The 20,619-nt window shown below is 64.5% G+C and carries 18 protein-coding genes and 1 pseudogene; 8 read left to right on the top strand and 11 right to left on the bottom strand.

The features are described 5' to 3' along the window. Positions 1-23 precede the first annotated feature (23 nt). On the bottom strand, positions 24-2,876 hold the full coding sequence (locus ACWYRN_RS08650; protein ID WP_488692792.1) for a type VI secretion system Vgr family protein: 2,853 nt from the start codon (positions 2,874-2,876) through the stop codon (positions 24-26). Positions 2,877-3,084: 208 nt separating this feature from the next. Between ACWYRN_RS08650 and ACWYRN_RS08645 the strand changes: the two are divergent. After that, positions 3,085-3,654 (top strand): annotated as a pseudogene (locus ACWYRN_RS08645) (methyl-accepting chemotaxis protein); the annotation flags it as partial. Between the two features lie 126 nt (positions 3,655-3,780). On the opposite strand, the gene ACWYRN_RS08640 reads toward ACWYRN_RS08645, so the two are convergent. The 4 genes from ACWYRN_RS08640 to tssK form a co-directional block, all read right to left on the bottom strand. Beyond that, positions 3,781-4,239: a hypothetical protein gene (locus ACWYRN_RS08640; protein ID WP_488692018.1), complete on the bottom strand. Its 459-nt coding sequence runs from the start codon at positions 4,237-4,239 to the stop codon at positions 3,781-3,783. Positions 4,240-4,354: 115 nt separating this feature from the next. Then, positions 4,355-5,758: a hypothetical protein gene (locus ACWYRN_RS08635; protein ID WP_488692017.1), complete on the bottom strand. Its 1,404-nt coding sequence runs from the start codon at positions 5,756-5,758 to the stop codon at positions 4,355-4,357. 10 nt (positions 5,759-5,768) lie between these two features. Then, positions 5,769-6,032: a PAAR domain-containing protein gene (locus ACWYRN_RS08630; protein WP_488692016.1), complete on the bottom strand. Its 264-nt coding sequence runs from the start codon at positions 6,030-6,032 to the stop codon at positions 5,769-5,771. 13 nt (positions 6,033-6,045) lie between these two features. Beyond that, positions 6,046-7,386, bottom strand: a complete 1,341-nt coding sequence (gene tssK / locus ACWYRN_RS08625) for a type VI secretion system baseplate subunit TssK (RefSeq protein WP_488692015.1) — start codon at positions 7,384-7,386, stop codon at positions 6,046-6,048. 162 nt (positions 7,387-7,548) lie between these two features. Here tssK and tssE point away from each other — a divergent pair, with 162 nt between their 5' ends. From tssE to tssG, 3 genes are read left to right on the top strand one after another with little or no spacing between them, the layout of a single operon-like run. After that, positions 7,549-8,028 carry a type VI secretion system baseplate subunit TssE gene (gene tssE / locus ACWYRN_RS08620; RefSeq protein WP_488692014.1) on the top strand — a complete coding sequence of 160 codons (480 nt, stop codon included), beginning with the start codon at positions 7,549-7,551 and terminating at the stop codon, positions 8,026-8,028. A gap of 1 nt (position 8,029) precedes the next feature. Then, on the top strand, positions 8,030-9,862 hold the full coding sequence (gene tssF, locus ACWYRN_RS08615) for a type VI secretion system baseplate subunit TssF (protein WP_488692013.1): 1,833 nt from the start codon (positions 8,030-8,032) through the stop codon (positions 9,860-9,862). Next, a complete protein-coding gene (gene tssG / locus ACWYRN_RS08610) occupies positions 9,826-10,911 on the top strand; it encodes a type VI secretion system baseplate subunit TssG (RefSeq protein ID WP_488692012.1) in 1,086 nt (361 codons plus the stop codon). Before tssF ends, tssG begins: the two co-directional genes overlap by 37 nt. 162 nt (positions 10,912-11,073) lie before the next feature. Here tssG and ACWYRN_RS08605 read toward each other — a convergent pair whose 3' ends face one another. The 5 genes from ACWYRN_RS08605 to ACWYRN_RS08585 form a co-directional block, all read right to left on the bottom strand. After that, entirely contained in the window at positions 11,074-11,823 is a 750-nt protein-coding gene (locus ACWYRN_RS08605; protein ID WP_488692011.1) for an SDR family oxidoreductase, read from the bottom strand. Positions 11,824-12,123: 300 nt separating this feature from the next. Next, positions 12,124-14,412, bottom strand: coding sequence for a xanthine dehydrogenase family protein molybdopterin-binding subunit (locus ACWYRN_RS08600; protein ID WP_488692010.1), 2,289 nt, complete (start codon positions 14,410-14,412; stop codon positions 12,124-12,126). Further along, positions 14,405-15,436 (bottom strand): FAD binding domain-containing protein, encoded by a 1,032-nt coding sequence (locus tag ACWYRN_RS08595; protein ID WP_488692009.1) that lies wholly within the window; start codon positions 15,434-15,436, stop codon positions 14,405-14,407. The genes ACWYRN_RS08600 and ACWYRN_RS08595 overlap by 8 nt, the downstream gene beginning before the upstream one ends. After that, a complete protein-coding gene (locus ACWYRN_RS08590; RefSeq protein ID WP_488692008.1) occupies positions 15,433-15,957 on the bottom strand; it encodes a (2Fe-2S)-binding protein in 525 nt (174 codons plus the stop codon). Before ACWYRN_RS08590 ends, ACWYRN_RS08595 begins: the two co-directional genes overlap by 4 nt. A 178-nt stretch (positions 15,958-16,135) precedes the next feature. Beyond that, positions 16,136-17,023 carry a LysR family transcriptional regulator gene (locus tag ACWYRN_RS08585; protein WP_488692007.1) on the bottom strand — a complete coding sequence of 296 codons (888 nt, stop codon included), beginning with the start codon at positions 17,021-17,023 and terminating at the stop codon, positions 16,136-16,138. Positions 17,024-17,121: 98 nt separating this feature from the next. Here ACWYRN_RS08585 and ACWYRN_RS08580 point away from each other — a divergent pair, with 98 nt between their 5' ends. Continuing rightward, positions 17,122-18,141: a zinc-binding alcohol dehydrogenase family protein gene (locus ACWYRN_RS08580; RefSeq protein ID WP_488692006.1), complete on the top strand. Its 1,020-nt coding sequence runs from the start codon at positions 17,122-17,124 to the stop codon at positions 18,139-18,141. A gap of 124 nt (positions 18,142-18,265) precedes the next feature. Here ACWYRN_RS08580 and ACWYRN_RS08575 read toward each other — a convergent pair whose 3' ends face one another. Continuing rightward, positions 18,266-18,898, bottom strand: a complete 633-nt coding sequence (locus ACWYRN_RS08575) for a DUF6624 domain-containing protein (protein ID WP_488692005.1) — start codon at positions 18,896-18,898, stop codon at positions 18,266-18,268. 126 nt (positions 18,899-19,024) lie between these two features. Here ACWYRN_RS08575 and ACWYRN_RS08570 point away from each other — a divergent pair, with 126 nt between their 5' ends. The 3 genes from ACWYRN_RS08570 to ACWYRN_RS08560 all read left to right on the top strand — a co-directional run bounded on the left by ACWYRN_RS08570 (position 19,025) and on the right by ACWYRN_RS08560 (position 20,547). After that, a complete protein-coding gene (locus ACWYRN_RS08570; RefSeq protein WP_488692004.1) occupies positions 19,025-19,642 on the top strand; it encodes a histidine phosphatase family protein in 618 nt (205 codons plus the stop codon). A 75-nt stretch (positions 19,643-19,717) separates the two neighbouring features. Next, entirely contained in the window at positions 19,718-20,062 is a 345-nt protein-coding gene (locus tag ACWYRN_RS08565; protein ID WP_305825690.1) for a DUF6152 family protein, read from the top strand. After that, on the top strand, positions 20,062-20,547 hold the full coding sequence (locus tag ACWYRN_RS08560; protein ID WP_488692003.1) for a DUF6644 family protein: 486 nt from the start codon (positions 20,062-20,064) through the stop codon (positions 20,545-20,547). Before ACWYRN_RS08565 ends, ACWYRN_RS08560 begins: the two co-directional genes overlap by 1 nt. Positions 20,548-20,619 lie beyond the last annotated feature (72 nt).

Below are 20,619 nucleotides of genomic sequence, written 5' to 3'. Positions count from 1 at the left end.
CATGCAAAGTACATTCGTTTACCTCACTTGAGCGACAAGGCGCTGCCTGCTTTTAGCGCTTTCAACAAGCATTCAATGCAGGCATCCCGTGGCAGGCGTGGAAGGGGATAGTCCAGTTTCTCCGGGGCGGTGAAGCTCTTCTTCCCTGCATGTATTTTGATTTTCCCTGGACACTGGACGGTGATATTCCCGCCTTCAATCGTGATGTTGGCACCACCTGCAGTGGACAGGCTGAGGCTTTTCGCGGCAGCCCAATCGATATGCGCATTGGCGCTGATCACGTTGACTTCATCACGTGCCTGGACTGTTAGGCTGTCGCGCAATGCCTGGAATTCGTTTGCATCTTTTGCGGCGATTAATTGCAAGCCGATGTTGTCTGTTCCCGCCTTCACGACACCGCCCAGAACGCCAATGGCTTGACCGGTATGAACGCGCATCTGCCCGCCCGTGACGAATTGCGTGTCTTGGCCGCTCATGATCGTGACGGTTTCTCCATTGGCCAATTGCATGCTTTGTCCGGCACTTGCTCCAAAGCCCGCCTGCGCGGAGACCGCGATGATTGCATCGCTGGTGTGCGGCAGCTTGTCTTCAGCGGAACCCGTAAGCTTCTCTTCCGTATCGGCTTTCGCAGACTCAAGATTTTGGTTGCTGACTATTCCCGAAACGGCAGTCAACAATGCCTGGAGAGGAGGTGCTGTCGCGTTCAAAACACTTGCACCTGGCGCGAGTGTGCCGACGTGGGTAGCAAGAGCAACCGTTTGGTGTGTGGCAGCGGCATTGCTGAGTGCCTCACCCAGCTTGACGGCTTGCCTCATCATCGCTACGCCCCCTGCATTCTCGCCTGCGGGATCACGGTAGCTTGCGTTGTGGTGAATCTGGTAACTTGTAATGAGCAACCCCGCGCCGGCTCGAATGGCACCATAGGCATCGGTACGTAATTCGGCACCTGTGCCACGAAAACTCCCCCGATAATTATCAGCGGTGTGTATCAGATGGCCCAGGTTGAGTTCACTGGAAGCATGCGTACTCTTGAGTTGAATACGTCCCTGCCCATCGGTGTCATCGAATAGAAGCTGGTTGTATCCTGCGCCGCCAAATTCCTTGCTTCTTATCCCCCATTGCGCCGCGCCGTTACAGTGTCCCGCGCTGTCTCTCGACGCGCCGTGCCACACGGGGCTCTTGCCGCCTGTGAGGTTGCCTTGTCCCGAAGGTACGTGGTCATGCGCCATGGCGAAGGGCGATGTACTGTTCTCATCTGGATAGCGGCCGCCTGGCGTCGGGACAATGCCGCCTTCGCCGCGCCCGTTATACAAGGCGCCGACAATAATTGGACGGTCGATATCCCCTTCAAGGAACTTCACCAACACTTCCGTCCCTATGCGCGGCAGGAATTGGAATCCCATGCCACCACCGGCAGATCGTTGCGCTACTCGTACCCAACAGCTGGCAGTGGTTTCCTGCCAATGGAAACGAATTCGAACACGGCCAAGCCGGTCGCAATACAGTTCGTCTGCGCCGTTCGGATAGTCGCTGCCGTCGCGACCGACCACGATGGCGGTTTGTGAACCGGGTGCGGTTGGACGTACCCTGCTCCGGCCATCGGTACCTGCCAGCTCAGGACGCCAGACGACGTCGGCCTTGATCGCTTCAAAACAGTTCGCATAGCCGGTTTTTTTCGCCTGCTCGGCTGCCAGCGAAAAATCCGCCGGCATGTTTTTGTGAACGATTTGTTGCAGTAATTCCGGGATGGTACCGAACAGTTCCGCCAGCGCGTGCTGTGCGGGAGGCGGCAAATTATTTACTCCGACGCTGACGACACGAAGTACCGTGAACATGGGCGCATTGCCAAGTTGTTTCAATGGCATACCGAGAATCCTGAGACGCGTCCCGGCTCGCAGCGTACGCAATGTCGAATTGCCGCTCCACATCTGACAGCGGGCTTCACGCCCGTCCATCTGCAGGTTTGTGTAGCGCCGCGCTTGATCGGCAGTGGCAAAGAGAGACTGACCTGGCGAGTCGAACAGCTCGAGAGGAGGCAGCTTGTTATTGTTTCGCAGGAGAGACGGCGAGCTAGCGGCTTTGATCATCTTCGAGTTGTAGTCATAACTGAGCACTGTGGACAACGATGCGCCCAAACGATGCTGTACCCGCATCGACTGTACGGTGTCGTGATCCAAACAGGCGTGGGCACTGTGAAAGCGGACACCACCGCCAGCTTCGCTGCTGAGATCTTCCGGAATTGCAGTCTGGCGGGTGCTGTCCGCAAACAGCACAGCAGTCAGGCCCTCCTTGCTTTGTTCAAATCTCCAACAAACACCTTCCTCGGTCAACAGCCTCCGTACGAAATCCAAATCGGACTCACGGTACTGGCAGCAATAGTTACGGGGCATTGCATCCTTCATAAAGGACTGCACCTCGCTACTCCATCTCCATTGTGCAAGCGGCAAGTAGGATTTAAAAACCGAATCGACGATGTCGATAACAGTCGCGTCTTGCCATACCCGACAATTACGCACTTGGCTTAAACGCCATAGCCAAGGAGACAAGCGCAAGCGATAGCGCGTAAATCCACCATCGCTGCCCAGCATTGCAATCTCGGTAATGTCGCCTGAAAAACGGGTACGACTGCCATTGGTCAGGCTTACTTCCAGTGCAGCATGTCGGCCAAGAAGTGGCTCAAGTGGCATATGGGCATTGGTCGATACTACAATTACATCGCGATCCCCGATCCCATGTACCTCTTCATCGGATATGAAAGCTTCAACTAACAAGCCGTCCGCGATCTTGGATGTATCACGATCGAGGCTCAGTGCGTACAGTCGAGTTGCACTCGAGAATTGGGCTATTGCAGTAGTGATTTGTGCAGCCAGGTCCATGGTCACCGTACCATTGCTGTGGTTGACTAAAGGGAAGAAATTTCTTACAGATAGGGCACCGCTGCCAAGCTTGTAGTGCTGATTAGGTTAGAGCTTGCTCATTCAGAATTGTTGTGAAAAATCAAGCAAGGCACCGAAGATCGAGGCGGCGCGCGAACAATACGACCGCGCGTTTACCAAACTGAACACCCTGCCGCTCGATGCGTAAGAGGTGGTCGAGGTGATGGGGCATATCGAGGCCTCGTCGGCACGCATCGTCGAGATCATCGACGTCATCGACGGGATTGCCTTCCAGACGGATATCCTGGCGCTGAATGCGGCGGTGGAAGCGGCGCGTGCCGGCGAGCAGGGCCGCGGGTTTGCCGTGGTGGCCAGCGAGGTGCGTACCCTGGCCCAGCGCTCGGCCACGGCCTCGCGTTAAATCAAGGTCTTGATCAACGATTCGATGGCCCAGGTGAACCAGGGCGCCAGCCTGGCGCGCGAGGCTGGCGACACGGAGCAGGACATCGTCGGCGGCATTGCCAAGGTGTCGGATATTTTGGCCGACATTGCCGCTGCCGGCAGCGAGCAATCGGCCGGCATCGAGCAGACCCACCAGGCAGTCAACGAAATGGACCAGATTACCCAGCACAATGCGGCCCTGGTCGAGGAAATTGCTGCGACGGCGGAGCCGTTGCAGGACCAGGCCAGCGCGCTCGAGCAGGTCGTGCAGTGCTTCCGTCTCAAGGGTGAGCATGGCAGTGCTGGATACACCGCCGCAAGTGCGCTCGAGCAGTAGGGCCTGCCCCGTCTGTCCACCGCCCTGGCCTGAACCGGCTTTCGCTCGACAGGCGTACGAGGCGGTGGCGCGCCAGCTGGTTCAGCCGATCAATCGATCCGCCGAACCAGCGAACGGGCTACCTGCTTAGCGCGAGTCGGCGCCACCCGCGCCGCCTTCGTCTTTCTCCGCCAGTTTCTCGACTTCATTTCCGTCCGAAATACCGGTGACCCGGCCCTGCTGGCCGGCGCCGTCCGGGCTACCCATCGAGGTACCCGGGTTGCCGCCGGCAGCGGCGGCGCCCATGCCGGACTGGCGGTTGCCGTTGCCGCGTGCCGCACCGACAGTGCCGCCGGCAATCGGACCGCTAGCGCTGCCGTGACTGCTTTGCGGCGCGCCCGGCGGATTCACATTGCTCTCGGGCGAGGCGCTCGGAAAGCCGCCCTGGCGCGCCGAGCCGGCGCCTTGCTGCTGGTTGCCCGCTTCGTTCGCGGAAACCGGCGCCGACAGGGTATCGGCGCGGCTGCGCATGCTGCTGCCCTTGTCTTGCGTGTCCTGGCGATCCTGGCGATTGCCGCGTCCATTCTCGTTGTTACCTGCCATCATGTTCTCCCAGCTCGAATGCAGAAAACCCGATGGTAGTCCGATGACCGGCAGAGCCAATCGGCGCGCGACTTGAGACGGTGTAGGACGCTTCGGACGAGGCCTGCCGTGAACGGTTTCAGATGAGGTCGGACGCCGGTGGACGCAGCAGGAATGCATGGCACCCCTGCGCACCTTCGTTACCGATGCACAGCACGGGCGCAGCGCGCACCAGCGCCCCGTGCTGCGCCAGCGCCAGCGCCGTCACAAAAGGCACGTCGCCACAGGCGCCGCTGGCGCTGCCCACACAGAACACGTCTTCGCTTTCGTCGAGCTGGGACATGGCGCTGGAGACCATGCCCATCAGCTCCAGGGTGCGCCCCTGGCGCTGCCCGCTGTCGGCCACCACCATGGCGATGTCGGCCAGCCCGGTCTCGCCACCACGGCCGGCACGCTGCACCAATTCACCCAGCAGGGCCGGGTTTGCACGTTGCCGTGCCGGCGTTGCCGTCTCGCGTTGGGCTTCCTCGGCCGGATCGAGCAGGGCAAACAAGGTGCCTGCGATCGATTGCGCCAGCTGCGCGTCGGTCAGCAACAGGCCTGCCGCGCCCTCGCCCGGAACCAGACCTTGCGGCCGGCCTGAGGTGAACAGGATACCCTTGCCGGCCCATTCGTCGACAATGTCTTGCCCGATATGCGAACCGCAGGCCATCACCAGCGCCACGACAGGGGCCGTCTCCTTTGCCGCTTCGCGTGCCAGCTGGGTGCAGGATGCCGTTGCCGAAGCGGAGGTACTGTCCGCTTCCGGCAGCACGACCTGCGCCGCGGGCCAGCCGAAGCTCGCGGCCAGATGCTTGAACCACAGGCCGGCGCCACGCCGCTGTTCCTGCGTCCAGTCCGCCGGCAGCGAGGGGAGCAGGCGCAACACGGGCGGCTTGTCCTCGGCCGGCAGCAAATCGCCGGCGCGGCTGGCCAGCTCGGCCACGACCGCGCTGCCCAGGGTCAGGGCGCGCCACTGCACGTCACCGAAGCGCAGGTCCGGCATGCCGTTCTGCACCAGCCATTCGCCCATTTCTTCCTGGAAGGCCTCGTCCTGGGCTTCTTCGCAGCGCGCCGCCGCCACTGGAAAGCCGTCGTCGTCGACCAGTTCGGCATCCAGGTCGGGGCGCAAGGTGTTGCCGGCGATGGCGCCCGCCAGTTCCTCGGCCGACGCGCCATACGGCGAACGCACTGCGCTCGAAACGATGGCCAGCGCCGGCAGGGCAGCAGCGGGCGCCGGTGCGGTAACGGCAGCCGGCGTCAAGGCAGCCGGCGCCGCTGCCGCGCGTCTGGCCAGCAGCTTGCCGCCGAACCACATCGACCCCACCAGCGCCAGCGGCAAGGCCAGCAGCACCAGCGTCAGCTCGGCGGTGCCGGGCGTGCTGGCCGCGCCGCGCCAGTACCAGATGGCGCCACTCCAGCAGGCGGCAAACACGCCGGCGGCCAGCAGGCCGCCCTTCAGCGGGCCGGGCAAGGCGCCCGGCGAAGCAATCGCAGTTGTCATGGGAATCGGTTCAGATGTTGTCGATCGTGGCCTGCTGGCCGGCGATCAGGGTGGCGCCGCAGGCGGTCTTGTCGCCGTTGCGTGCGGCTGGCTTGCCGTCGACGATCAGGGTGCTGTCGCCGCTGACGATCGTGTTCGGCCCGTGCTTCGGGCAGGTCGCCTTGTCGCCGACGCGGGCGATGCCCTTGCCGCCAGAATCGCTGTTGGGCGAGGCTTCGATGACGGCGCCGCCGTGCGAGGTCTTGTCGCCGAGAACAATGAGGGGTCCGGACATGCCTGTTTCCTCCTCAGGACGCCACGGCCAGCAGTTCCAGCCGCAGTTCCTTCATCCCGGCCGGCACGTAGAGCGAGATCGACTGCGCCTTGAGCATGCGCTCGTACATCTGCCCTTTCGCTTCCAGCAGGAAGTAGCAGGTATCGGGCCGCACCGGCACCGCCGCTGGTAGTTGCGGCGTGTACTGCAGGCGCACGCCGGGCAGGGCCGAGAGCACGAATTTCTCCACGTCGTCCGGGGCGCCGACCTTGAAGCGCAGCGGCACCATGTCGACCAGCTCGATGGCGGGAACGTCGGCGCCAACCGCGATGTAGAAGGTGGTTTTCTCGTCGATCTTGCCCGAATCGAGCATGCCGATGTGGTAGCAGGGCCGGCTTTCGTTGAGGGTGATCGCGAAGTATTTCGACGAGATCACGGTGTCGAGCAGCTCGCGGATGATCTGGTGCAGCTTGGTGAAGCCGGGCCCGGGGTCGCTGTGCTGGTAGGGCGGCAGGTCGGACAGGGTCCAGCTTTTCGAGAAGGTCATCAGGCGCCCGGCCACGCCCAGCAATTGTTCGTACAGGCGCTCGGGATGCAGGGTCGGATGGTGGAAGTGGTGCGTCAGTTCGGCATACGCCGCGCTGGCCGTGTGCAGGAGCCAGAACGAACTCATGTCGCCGGAGCGGAATTCGATCACGTTCTTGCTCGGCTCGCGATGGTGGCCATACAGCGCGCTGACCTTGGCCTGGAGGGCGTCGAGCAGGCGCCGCAACTGCTGGAACAGCGGTGGCGCGGCAGTAACCGTCAGGCTGGGCGGGACAAACGACGGGTCGAGCTCGAAGCCGCCCGTACTCACGCGGCGCAGGCGCAGCAGCGGAAAGTGGACATAGGCGTCGCGCGGATCGGCGTCCGAGATCAGGCGCACCGATTTTTTCAGGTAGGCCAGCTGCACCGGGGCGGCGCCCGTGTACAGATCCGGTGTGTCCTGGTTGGCCTGCACGAAGCGCGCCGTGTTCGAGGCCTGCCCCGGCTGGGCGAAATTGCCGTTGAAGGGTTTCAGGCCGGGCAGCGCCACGTAATACGTCACGCTCCCCTGCGCTTGCTGCAGGGCGCCCAGGTCGATCGCGTCGGGTAACTCGTCGGCGCCGGGGGCATCGACCAGTTCGCCATCCTGGAAGCGCACGGCGAGGTCGACGATGCGCAGCACATTGCTGGCCAGGGCCTCGCGGTCGATCTGCAGGCGCTCCACGCCCCAGGCGTAGGGATGGAGCGCCTTGATGCCCTTGTTCAGGCAATGTTCGTGGTATGCGTCCTGACGCTGGAAATGTTGTGGACGTAACAGGAGGCCTTCGCCCCAGAGTACTTTGCTGCTCATGTTTCTGGCATCCCTCAAGTATTTGTTGATGTGGGCCGAACTTTCCTCAAAGGACAATAACAAGACCAAAAGTTGCGCATGTGAAGTTGCTCAAACGTTGGCGCTGGACGGCGTGGCAACATGCGGTTTGCTCCGCATCGACCACCAGCACGAAGGACGCCAATGAAAGGTTTTACGCCTGGACTATTCGACCGCCTGCTGGGCGTGCCGCTGCGTGGCAACACCCCGCGCGCCCTGCTCGAAGACATGAAAGACATGGTGGCGCGCGACCTCGAAGCCTTGCTGAACACGCGCTCGGTGTTGCCCGACGAAATGCTGGAACCGTATCCGGAGTGCGCCAATTCGCTCGTCAGCTATGGGCTGATCGATTTTGCGGACCTGTCGCTGTCGAGCCCGACCGACCGCGCCCACATCTGCGCCTGCATTGAAAGCGTCATTGCCCGCCACGAGCCGCGCCTGAAGAACGTCAAGGCCTCGCTCGAATTGCGCGACGACACGGTGAACCGCCTGAACTTCTCGATCACCGCCCTGCTCGTGATCAGCACCTCGCAGGAATCGGTGAACTTCGACGCAGTGCTGCAACCATCAACGCTGAGCTACAGCATCAGCAAGGCAGGCCGTACCGCGCCTGCGGGAGCCTGATTTGGAACAATTACTGCCGTATTACGAAAGCGAGCTGGGCTACCTGCGCCGCAACTTTCGCGAATTCGCCGAGCGCTACCCGAAGATCGCCGGGCGCCTGTTGATTAGCGGTGAAGTGTGCGAAGACCCGCATACCGAGCGCATGATCGAATCGTTTGCCCTGCTCAATGCCCGCATTGCCAAGCGCCTCGACGACGATTACCCGGAATTCACCGAAGCCCTGTTCGACGTGTTGTATCCGCACTACCTGCGGCCCTTTCCGTCCTGCTCGATCGCCCACCTGGACGCCAGCGCGACGCAAGGCATGGGCACGGTCCCGCGCGGCACCCAGCTGGCCACGCGCCAGGTGCGCGGCGGCTCCTGCACCTTCCGCACGGTGTATCCGGTCACCGTGGCGCCGCTGGCGTTCAGCACCGCCCGCTTCGACGCCATCATCAGCCCGCCGGAAGCGGTGCGCCTGCCCGCCGGCGCGGGCGCCTGCATCCACCTCGGCCTGTCCGGCGCCTTCGAGCAGATCCGGACCGGCCAGCTGGTGCTGCCCACCCTGCGCGTGTTCATCGACGGCGAGCCGTCGTTCTGCGCAGCCCTGCGCGATGCGCTGTTCATGCGCGGCGCTGCCGCCTGGCTGGAGACCGACAACAACGGACGCTGGATTCCCCTGCCCGTCATGCCGGTCCAGCCCGCCGGCTTCGGGGAAGAAGACGCCCTGATCGATTTTCCGGCGCGCTCGCATGTGGCGTACCGCCTGCTCACCGAGTACTTCTGCTTCCCGGAAAAGTTCAACTTCTTCGATATCGACCTGGCCGCGCTGGCGCCGCTGTTGCCCGTGGGCTGCAGGACGCTGACCCTGCACCTGGGTTTGCAGGGCATCCGCCCCGACTCGAATACCGCGCGCATGCTCGGCACCTTGAGCACAAACAATGTCCTGCTCGGCTGCACGCCGGTGATCAATCTGTTCCGCCAGCGCGGCGAGCCGATCCGCCTGACCCATGCCACGGCCAGTTATCCGGTACTGGGCGACGCCCGCCGCGCCTTCGCTTTCGAGGTGTATTCCGTCGATTCAGTGAACCTGGTGCGCCAGACGCCGCAGGGCGAAGCGATCGTCGAGTTCCGTCCGTTTTATTCGCTCAAGCATGCGCAAACGCCGGAGCAGCATGGCCATTACTGGGCGATGCGGCGCGATGAGGAGTTAGCCGATAAAAGCCCGGGTTTCGAATCGCAGATCACGATCGTCGACATCGACTTCGACCCGGCCGCGGTCGAGACCGAAACGCTGAACCTGGAACTGACCTGCAGCAACCGCGACCTGCCCTCGCTGCTCGGCTACGGCCAGCCCGGCGGCGATTTGTTCTTCGAGGGTGGCGCCGGCACGCGCGGCATCGCCCTCCTGCGCAAGCCAACACCCTCCTGGCGCTTTGCGCGCGGACGCAGCGCCCACTGGCGCCTGATTTCCCATTTGTCGCTGAACCATCTGTCGCTGGCCGATGGCGGCATCGACGCCTTCCGCGAAATGCTGGCGCTGTACGACCTGCCGCGCTCGCCGTCGTCGCAGCGCCAGATCGGCGGCATTGCCGACATCGTGCAGCAGCCGGCCACGGCCTGGCTGTCCGGCAATCCGTTTACCTGCCTGGTGCGTGGCGTGGAAGTGCGCCTGAGCATCGATGAAGAAGCCTTTGTCGGCAGCGGCATCCACGCCTTTGCCCACATCGTCGAACGCTTCCTCTCGCTGTATGTGCATGCCAACAGCTTCACCCAGCTGGTGGTGGTTTCCAACAAAAACGGCCAGGAGCTGCTCAGATGTTTGCCAAGAAGCGGCGATTCGAGCCTGCTGTAATCGAAAAACTGTTCCGCGAACCCTACCGCTTCGAGTATTTCCAGGCGGTGCGGGTGCTGGAGCTCTGGCTCAAGCGCAACGGCATGCCGCGGCAAGGCATGGTGGCCAATTTCCTGCGCTTCCAGAACTCGACCTCGCTGCGCTTTCCGGCCAGCCAGATCGAGGCCATCGCCACCGAACCGCGCGATATCGCACGCGATGCCGCTTCGCTCGGCACGGCCCTGCAAGACGCCACGCTGAAATACGTGCGCATCACGCCGGCCTTCATGGGCCTGCTCGGCGGCACCGGCGTGCTGCCGGTCCATTACACCGAGCGCATCGCCGAGCACTTGTTCAATGAAAAGGACGAGGGCGCACGCGCCTTCCTCGACACCTTTTCGAACCGTTCGCTGGCGCTGTTCTATGAAGCCTGGCGCAAGTACCGGCTGGCGCTGAAATACCAGGTCGATGGCCAGGACCATTTCCTGCCGCTGCTGCTGTCCCTGGCGGGCCTGGGCAACAACGCGCTGCGCCAGCGCCTGTCGCGCCGCCAGGATGGCGCCGTGCTCGACGAATCGATCGGCTACTTTGCGGCGTCGATCCGGCACCGGCCGAGTTCGGCGGTGCAGCTGGCGCGGGTGCTGGGCGAGTATTTCGGGCATCCGGTGCAAGCCCAGCAATTCGTCGGCCGCTGGTACGAGGTGCCGCTGCCCCAGCAAACCGTGCTCGGCGGCGAGATCGGCGTGCTGGGCAAGGATGCGATCGCCGGCGGCCGCGTCTGGCAACGCGATTTGCGCCTGCGCCTGGTCGTCGGACCGCTCGACCATGCCGGCTTCATGGCTTTCCTGCCGGGCGGGCTGGCGGCACGCGCCCTGAAAAGCCTGCTGACCATGTTCACCGGGCTGGCGCTCGAATACGAAGTCGAACTGGTGCTGCGCGCTGCCGATGTGCGGCCGGTCACGATTGCACAGGCGAGCAATGTTGGTCGTCTCGGCTGGGATGCCTACCTGGTCGAAGGGCCGCAAACGCAGAACCGCAGGGACGTGCATTATGACCTGCTGGGCGGCTGATATCCCCTTCAAATACCGTTAATCAGTAAATCCGGCAGCACTTTTCAACCCCTGGATTGAACTGAAACCAAGAGTTAACCACGCCGCATGGAGATATCAGAATGGATGATAATTGCTGAATGAGTATGTCGGTCGAAACGGGGTGGGGATAACTCGACAGTTTTACACAACGCCGCCGTTCACCCGCAGCGTTTGGCCGTTTACCCATTCGCCTTCCGGACCCACCAAAAACGCCACCGTATTCGCGATGTCTTCCGGCGTGCCGAGGCGTTCCAGCGGTGCGGCTTTCGCCAGGCGCTCGACCAGTTCGGGCGGTTTCCCGTCCAGGAACAGTTCGGTCGCAGTCGGCCCCGGCGCCACGCACATCACCGAGATGCCCCTGCCGCGCATTTCCTTGGCAAAGATATTGGTGAAGGTCTCGACCGCCGCTTTCGCGCCCGCATACACGGCGTAGCCCGGCATGGCCAGGCCGATGGCGCTGGTCGAGCAGTTGACGATGCGTCCGCCCTGGCGCAAGCGCGTGGCGGCCAGGCGCAGCATATGGAAGGTGCCGCGCGTGTTGATGGCGAAGATGCGCTCGTACAGGGCGTCGTCGGTGTCGGCCAGCATCGTGGTGCCGGGCTGGATCACGCCAGCGTTGTTGATGACGATGTCGATGGGGCCGAAGGCGGCTTCGGCCTGCTTGAACAGGCGGGTGCAGTCGGCGGCCTGGGAGACGTCGGCCTGGAGGGCGATGGCGCGGCCGCCGTTTGCCGTGATCTCGGCGACGACAGCATCGGCGTCCTGCGAGCGGCTGGCGTAGTTGACGGCGACCGCGTAACCGTCGTGGGCCAGGCGCAGGGCGATGGCGCGGCCGATGCCGCGCGAGGCACCGGTGACGATGGCGGTTTTCCCGGTTGGTGGGTTTTGCATGCTTGGTTTCCTCCTTTCGGGGACGTGGCGCTGTTGCGTGTTGCGTTCGTGGTGTGCGTGATCCGCGTGGGCACGGCGTGCCCACCGTACGGGACACGCTGCGTATCCGGGTTTCGTATGAACTCGCCGATAGCGGTGACCGTAGGGTGGGCCGGGCCACGCTGGGCTCTTGAGCCCACGCGGATTCAACATACCAACAACGCCACAGGCAACAGCCCCATTACCGCCCGCACACCGCGGATTTCGCACACCACGAACGGCATACGCAACAGCGCCTATCCCATGCGTGCCGCCCTTACATCACGGCCCGCCCATCAACACCTTGTCCGGCGTGATCGGCGTACTGCGAATCCGCTTGCCGGTCGCGTGGAAGATGGCATTGCTGACCGCCGCCGACACGCTCACCAGCCCGATCTCGCCCACGCCCTTGGCGCCCAGGCGGCTGACGATACGGTCGTCTTCTTCCACGAAAATCACGTCAATGTCGTGGATATCCGCGTTCACCGCCACGTGGTACTCCGACAAATTGTGGTTCATGAAGCGCCCGAAGCGGTGGTCGGTATGGCTTTCTTCGTGCAGCGCCTGGCTGATGCCCCACACCACGCCGCCGACGATCTGGCTGCTCGCCGTCTTGGTGTTCATGATGCGTCCCGCCGCGATCGCGCTGACCACGCGCGTGATGCGCACGATGCCGAGCTCCTCGTCCACGCGCGCCTCGACGAACACCGCCGAGTGAACCAGGCGCCGGTACTTGCGCTGCTTGAGCATGTTTGGCAGCATCAGGTACTTTTCCTCGAGCCGGTCGCGGCCGGTGGCGCCGACGATCGAGGCCAGCGAAATCCAGGTGCGCGGGTCCTTTTTCAGGCGCATGGCGCCGTCGACGAATTCCACGTCCTTCAAACGCTTATCGCGGAACGGCGAATCGGCCGCCGATTGCGCATAGCGCAGCAGGGTCAGGCGCAGCTTGTCGCACACGCCCGCCACCGCCGAACCGACGGTCGCCACGTGCGAGGAACCGCCTTCGATCGGCGCCACCGGCAGGGTCGAGTCGCCCAGCTGGAAGGTCACGCGTTCCAGCGGCAGGCCCATCGCTTCGGCGGCAATCGTCGCCATCACGGTATAGGTGCCGGTGCCGATGTCCGTGGCCGCACTCGACACCACCAGGCGCCCGTCGGCATGCATCACGGCGCTGGCGCGCGCGAACATCTGCATCGCATCCCAGACGCCGGTGGCCATGCCCCAGCCGATTAGTTCCGACCCTTCTCGCATCGAGCGCGGCTCCAATGGGCGCTTGTCCCAGCCGAACTTGGCGGCGCCCTGCTCGTAGCAGGCGCGCAGCTCCTTGCTGGAGAAGGGCTTGTCCTCGATCGGTGCGCGCTCGGCATAGTTCTTCAGGCGCAGCGCCAGCGGGTCCATCTTGAGTTTATAGGCCAGTTCGTCCATCGCCACTTCGAGCGCGTGGGTGCCGTGCGCCGCGCCGGGGGCGCGCATGTCGATCGGCGTGTACTGGTCGACGCTGACCAGCTTGTAGCCCAATTTGATGTTGTCGCAGGCGTAGAGCAGGCCGGACCAGTTGACCACGACCTCGACGTAATCCTCGATCTGCGAGGTCTCGGCAATCGCCTCGTGCATGATCGAGCGCAGCGTGCCGTCCTGCTCGGCGGCGAGCTTCACGTACTGCACGGTTTCGGGACGGTGGCCGAAGCTGAACATCTGCTGGCGCGTGAGCATCACGCGCACCGAGCGTTTCATCTTCAGCGAGGCCATCACGGCCAGGGTCAGCTGGTACTGCGGGCGCAGGCCGGAACCGAAGGCGCCGCCGACATACGGGTTGCGCACCGTGACCTTGTTCTTCGACAGCCCGAACACGTGCGACACGTACCAGCGGCTGTTCTGCGAGCTTTGCGTCTTGTCGTAGATGGTCAAGTGGCCGTCTTCGCCGCGGATCACGGTGGAGGCGAACAGCTCCAATGGATTGTGGTGCTCGACGCCATGGTGGAACTCGGATTCGATGCGCACCGGCGCGGCCTGCCAGGCCTTTTCGGCATCGCCCTTTTCCGGCGGCGGCGGCTCGTAGCCGGCCTTCAGCGGACGCGGTTTATAGGCCTTGTCCAGGTTCGCGGTCAGGCGCGTGTCGTGCGCTTCCTCGTGGTAGTGGATGCGCACCAGGGCGGCGCCGCGCCGTGCGGCCTCGAAGGTCTCGGCCAGCACCAGCGCCACCGGCTGGCCGCTGTAGATCACCCCGTCGTCGTAGAACGGACGGAACGGCGAGCCGGCCGGCGCCGTCATGTCCTTGTAGCTGATATCGAAGGAGCGCACTTTCGGGCGGTTCAGGTGGCTCATCACCTCGACCACGCCTTCCAGGGCCAGGGCCTCGGTGGCGTCGATGGTGACGATGCGGCCCTTGGCCACGGTGCTGCTCACGACCACGCCATACAGCATGTCGGGGGCAAAGTGTTCGGCGGCGTACCTGGCGTCGCCGGTAACCTTGGCACGGCCGTCGACGCGCGAGACGGCGGTGCCGGTGCGCACCTGGCCGGTGCCTGGTTCGGCGACGGGCGCGCGTAGATCGTGGATCAAATCAGTCATTGCGCTCTCCGGTATTGGTGACGGTGCCTTCCACCGCCGTTTTCAGTGCGCGCACGATGGCGTTGCGCGCCAGACGGACCTTGAAGTCGTTATGGCCGTGGCCCATGGCGCCTTCAAGCAGCTTGTCGGCCACCTGGCCGAACAGCGCTGGATCGGGCTGCTTACCTTCCAGCAGCTGCTCGGCCTCTGGCCTGCGCCACGGCTTGTGGGCCACACCGCCAAGAGCGATGCGCGCGCTCCTGATTGCGCCATCGGGACCGATGTCGAGAGCTGCCGCCACCGACACCAGGGCAAACGCATACGACAGGCGCTCGCGGATCTTCAGGTAGGCCGAGTGGGCGGCGTAGCGGCTGGCGTCGGGCAGCGAGATGCCGGTGATCAGTTCGTCCGCTTCGAGCACGGTGTCGTACTGCGGCGCGTCGTCGGGCAGGCGGTGGAATTCGGCGAAGGGGATGTCTCGCTTGCCGCGTGCCGACTCCACGTGCACCGTCGCTTCCAGCGCTGCCAGGGCCACGCACATGTCCGACGGATGGGTGGCGATGCAGTGCGGGCTGGTGCCGAGGATGGCGTGCTGGCGGTTCACGCCTTCCAGGGCCGCGCAGCCGGTGTTCGGCTCGCGCTTGTTGCAGGGCGTGCCGACGTCATAGAAGTAGTAGCAGCGGGTACGCTGCAGCAGGTTGCCGCCGTTGCTGGCCATGTTGCGCAGCTGGGGAGAAGCGCCGGCCAGGATCGCGGCCGTGAGCAGTGGGTAGCGCTCGCGCACCAGCGGGTGGTAGGCGGTATCGGCATTGCGCGCGGTGGCGCCGAGCAGCAGGCCGCCGTCCTTTTCCTCGATTTGATCGAGCGGCAGGCGGTTGATGTCGACCAGGCGGCCGGACAACATGACGCCTTCCTTCATCAGGTCGAGCAGATTGGTGCCGCCGGCGATGAAGCGCACGGCTTCGCCGGCGAAGCTGGCGTTGCCGGCCACCTCGCCGATGGCCTTGGTGGCGTTGTCCGCCTGGGTAAAGGTGAACGGGTTCATGCCGGCACCGTCCCCGGCACCACTGGGTGTACCGCGTTGTCCATATCGTCGATGCCGGCGGCCTTGCAGACCGCCATGCGGATCTGCGGGTAGGCGCCGCAGCGGCAGACGTTGCCGCTCATGAGTTCGCGCACGTCGGCGGCGGTTTTCGCCTGCCCTTCCTTTATCAGCCCGATCGCCGAGCAGATCTGCCCCGGCGTACAGTAGCCGCACTGGAAGGCGTCGTTGTCGACGAAAGCCTGCTGCACCGGATGCAGCTTGCCGTCTTCGGCCAGGCCTTCGATGGTGGTGATCTCGCGGCCGTTCTGCATCACGGCCAGGGTCATGCAGGAATTGATGCGGCGGCCGTCGACCAGCACGGTGCAGGCGCCGCACTGGCCGTGGTCGCAGCCCTTCTTGGAACCGGTGAGTTGGAGGCGCTCGCGCAACACGTCGAGCAGCGTGACCCAGGCTTCCAGTTCCAGCTGGTGTTCGCGGCCGTTGATGCGCAGGGTGAGCGGATGGCGCTCGGGAGCTGGCATGGTGAATCCTTTCTGGATGATGGCAAAAAGCCGCGGCCGCGCCGGTACAGGCTCCGGGCGACAGGCAGCCATGGGGATACGTGATGCATCCCGATGTGGTCATCTTAGTATTATCTTTTGTGTAATTGGCGCACGTTAGCCGGCCTCACCGGCCCTGCTTGCGCCCTGTTACGGCAACTCAGGACAAGTAACTTGCCAGGTCGAACTGATCGATAAATTCCAGCAAGGCAGACAAAGCCGCGGGCCGGTGGCTGCGCCCCGGATACACCGCGTAATAGCTGTTGTCGGTGGGCGGATGCTCGGGCAGCACCAGCTGCACGCTGCCGGCTTCCAGCGCATCGCGCACCATGAACCAGGGCAGCAGGGCGATGCCGGCGCCGGCGATTGCCAGGCCGCGCAGGGTGTTCAGGTTGTTGGCGCGCAGCGCCGCACCAAGGGCGGGAATGTGGACGATCCTGCTGTCGCTCTGCAGCGGCCATTCGGGCAGGACGTCGTGCAGCAGCAGCTGGTGGCGGCCCAGGTCCGCCACTTGCGCCGGCGTGCCGTGCTGCTGCAGGTAGCCGGGAGAGGCCACCAGCACGCGCCGCACCGTGCCCACGCGGCTCGAGACGAAACTCGAGTCGCCCAGCTGTCCGGTGCGCAGGGCGAGGTCGATGCGCTCGGCCACCAGGTCGAGGTGGGCGTCGGTGATCACGCATTCGACGCTCACCGCCGGGTAGCGCGCGTGAAAAGCGGCCAGCAGAGGCGGCAGCAGCAGGATGCCGGATGCTTCCGGCGCGGTCAGGCGCAGGTTGCCGGCCGGTTCGTCGCGCAGGCGGGAGATGGCGGCGTCGGCGGCGTGGGCCGCGTCGAGCATGGTTTCGCAGTGGGTGAGGTAGACCTGGCCGGCCGCCGTCAAGCTGAGGCGGCGCGTGGTCCGGTGCAGCAGGCGCACGCCGAGCGCGGTTTCGAGTTCGGCCACGCGCTGGCTGACCGTGGATTTCGGCAGCCCGGTAACACTGGCCGCCGCCGTGAAACTGCCGGCATGCGCCACCTGGGCGAACAGCGCCATCGCGTCGAGCTTCATTGTCCGTCCTTTTGGATAGTCTTTTCGGATTATAGCGGCTAATCAATACAATCTTTTGTGGCTACACTGGCTTTGTTCAAACCAACAAGGAAACACCCATGAAAGCCATTGCCGCCTTTGCCGCCCTGCCCGCCGACCATCCGAGCGCCCTGCAAGACCTGAACCTGGCCGACCCGGTCGCCAGCGGCCACGATTTGCTGGTTGAAGTGCATGCCGTCTCCGTGAACCCGGTCGACACCAAGGTGCGCCGCGGCCTGCCGGCCGAGGGCCAGTCCGAACCGCGCGTGCTGGGCTGGGATGCCAGCGGCATCGTGCGCGCCGTCGGCCCGAACGTCACCCTGTTCCAGCCGGGCGACCGCGTCTGGTACGCCGGCGCCATCAACCGCGCGGGCAGCAACAGCGAACTGCACCTGGTCGATGAGCGCATCGTCGGCCGCATGCCGGCCTCGCTCGGCTTTGCCGAAGCCGCGGCCCTGCCGCTGACGGCGATCACCGCCTGGGAGCTGCTGTTCGACCGTCTCGGCCTGCAGCGCGGCGGCCATGCCGGCGAAAAACTGCTGGTGGTGGGCGCCGCCGGCGGCGTCGGTTCGATTTTGATCCAGCTGGCGCGCCAGCTGACCGGCATCACGGTGATTGCCACCGCCTCGCGTCCGCAAACCCAGGCTTGGGTGCGCGATCTGGGCGCCCAGCACGTGATCGACCACAGCCAGCCGCTCGATAAAGCCCTGCTGGACGCGGAGCTGGGCGAAGTCGACTACGCCATCAGCCTGACCCACACCGACAAGCACTTCGCCGCCCTGGTGAACGCCATCAAACCGCAGGGCAAGCTGGCGCTGATCGACGATCCGGAGCCGATCGACATCCGCCTGCTCAAGCGCAAGAGCATCTCGCTGCACTGGGAACTGATGTTTACCCGCTCGTTGTTCGAGACGGCCGACATCCAGGCCCAGCACGATCTGCTGAACGAGGTGGCGCAGCTGGTCGACGCCGGCCGCATCCGCACCACGCTGGCCGAGCACTTCGGTGCCATCAACGCCGCCAACCTGCGCCGTGCCCACGCCTTTATCGAGAGCGGCGCAGCCAGCGGCAAGGTGGTGCTGGAAGGCTTCGGGGAGTGAAATCGGCGGGGTTTTTGGGCGTCTCGCGGGAATTTATGGATGAGGTTTCCGGACCGTAAAAAACCAGCATTTTATCCGTCATACCGTTTATATAATTTATTCAAAATAAACGGTATAAACGGTATTATTTTTTGGTTTGAAGCGGCGGCATGGTGACCTGGTTTTCGCACCCTTCGTGGATGACCATGACGTTCGCCTGCCTTTCCTGCTCCTCCAGGCCGGGCAGGCCCAGCGTTCGCCGGCGTTCTTCTACAAGAGCCCGGTCGTCCATCGGCTGCGGCGTCCAGCGGCAGCCGTCGAGCTGGCGCATCTGGGTGCCGTAGCGCTGCGGCTCTCCTTTGGCAATGGCGATGCGGTCCAGCAGCTGCGCCAGCATGCGGCCATCCGCTTCGCCGGCGGCCACCGCGCGTTCCAGGTGCGGCGCCGCCGCCTGTTGCAGCGCCAGGCTCTGGCGCACCAGCTGCCAGGCTGCCTCCCCCGTTTTGGCGCCATGGACGGAACGCAGGGGCCAGCCGCAGCGCGCCAGCAGTGTTTCCAGGCGCATGGCATTGCTGCGCTCGACCAGGGCCAGCTGCGCCCCGCGCCGCGCCTGTCCGCCGTCTTCCGGCGCGGCCAGGTAATCCTGGCGCCCGCGCAGGGCCCCGTCGGCTTCCAGCATGACCTGCACTTCTTCGCCATATCCCGCGCAGGCGGCGTTGTCCTGCGCCTGTGCCGCCCCACCCGCCAGACCCGCGCCAACGAGGCAGATCCGCATCATTCTTCGTACCGTCAACGATCGCATGCTGTGTTCTCAAAAAGATAATTTCTAAAGAGTAACACGGCGCGTGCGCTCGTCCGGCGATGGGAGGTTCATAATCGAACCAGCCACCAACGGGAGAGCGTCATGCTGAGTCGGGTCCTTCCTCGCCTGCTGTTTCGTCTGCTGCTCTGCCTGCTGGTCTTCTCTCCGACTGCGCAGGCTGCCGATGCAGGGGATGACGCCCTGTGGCAACGCCTGCGCGGCAACGGCGTCATCGTGCTGATGCGCCACGCCGCCACCACGCCCGGCATCGGCGACCCGCCCGGCTTTGAGCTCGGCAAGTGCGCCACCCAGCGCAACCTCTCCGCCGCCGGCCGCGACGACGCCCGCGCCATCGGCGCCGCTTTCCGTCACCACAACATCGTGCCCGGCGCCGTCTGGTCCAGCCGCTGGTGCCGCTGCCTGGAAACGGCGCGCCTCGCCTTCGATGGGGTGAAACCCGAACCCACGCTCGATTCGATGTTCAATGTCGACGAGGCCAGCGGCGCGGCCAGGGTGCGCGACCTCTACAACCGCCTGGAAGAATGGCGCGGCATGGGGCCGCTGGTGCTGGTTACCCACGACGTGAACATCCGCGCCCTCACCGGGGAATACGTGGCCCAGGGAGAAATGGTCCTCACCGTGCTGCGCGACGGCCGGCTGGAGGTCATCGGCCGCCTGAACGCCCACCGCGGCAGGCAGGCCGGGGCCGGCGCACGATAGACGCCGGCCAGCCGCATCCGCACATAACGGACGTACAATCGTGCATCTCATCCTGTCGCGTTCCGGGAGACCCTCATGAAAAAGCGTCTGTTCCTGCTCGCCGCGCTGGCCGCCGCCGGCAGCGCCCTTGCCCACCATGGCTGGAGCGAATACCAGTCCGACAAACCGCTCGACCTGACCGGCACCATCGAACAGGCCGGCTACGAGCAGCCGCACGGCTTCGTGCGCCTGAAAACGGCTGATAAAACCTGGCTGGTGGTGCTGGCCCCGCCGTCGCGCATGGAAAGCCGCGGCCTGCCGCGCGACAAGCTGGTGGCCGGCCAGAAAGCCAGCGTCCACGGTTATCCGCACCGCAGCAAGGGCGACGAACTGCGCGCCGAACGCATCACCATCGAGGGCAAGACCACGGAGCTGCGCTGATGGGGTTCGCGGCGGCGGCGGCCTGGCTGGAACGGACGCCGCTGTCACAGGCGATGCGCGGCGATCCCTGGCTGTATCCGGCTGTCGAGATCGTCCACATCTTCGGCTTCGCGGTGCTGGTGGGCAGCGTGGTGCTGTTCGATTTGCGCGTGCTCGGCTTTGCGCGCCGTTTGCCGGTGCAGCTCCTGGCGCGCCATCTGCTGCGCTGGGCGGTTGCCGCGTTGCTCCTGATCGTGCCGGCCGGGCTGCTGCTGTTTTCCGCCCATCCCGCCGAGCTGGCGCGCAACCCGGCCTTTCAGTGGAAACTGGCGCTGATCGCCGCTGCCGGCCTGAATGCGCTGGCCTTCCACGTGTTTCCTTATCGCAGCGTGGCGAACTGGGACCGCGAGAAGCCGGCGCCGCCCGCCGCGCGTGCCCACGCGCTGCTGTCGATCCTGCTCTGGCTCGGCGTAATCACCTGCGGGCGCCTGCTGGCTTATTTGTAACTGCGCTGTAGCCCCCCGCTGTGGTGCTGGCAACAGCGCCCGCGCCTTCATGCTAGAGTGGCCATCCCGACC

It is taken from the genome of Massilia sp. BAP21, assembly GCF_057801335.1.
The sequence above is the reverse complement of the archived record's forward strand: the minus strand, read 5'-3'. Positions and strand labels throughout refer to the sequence as shown.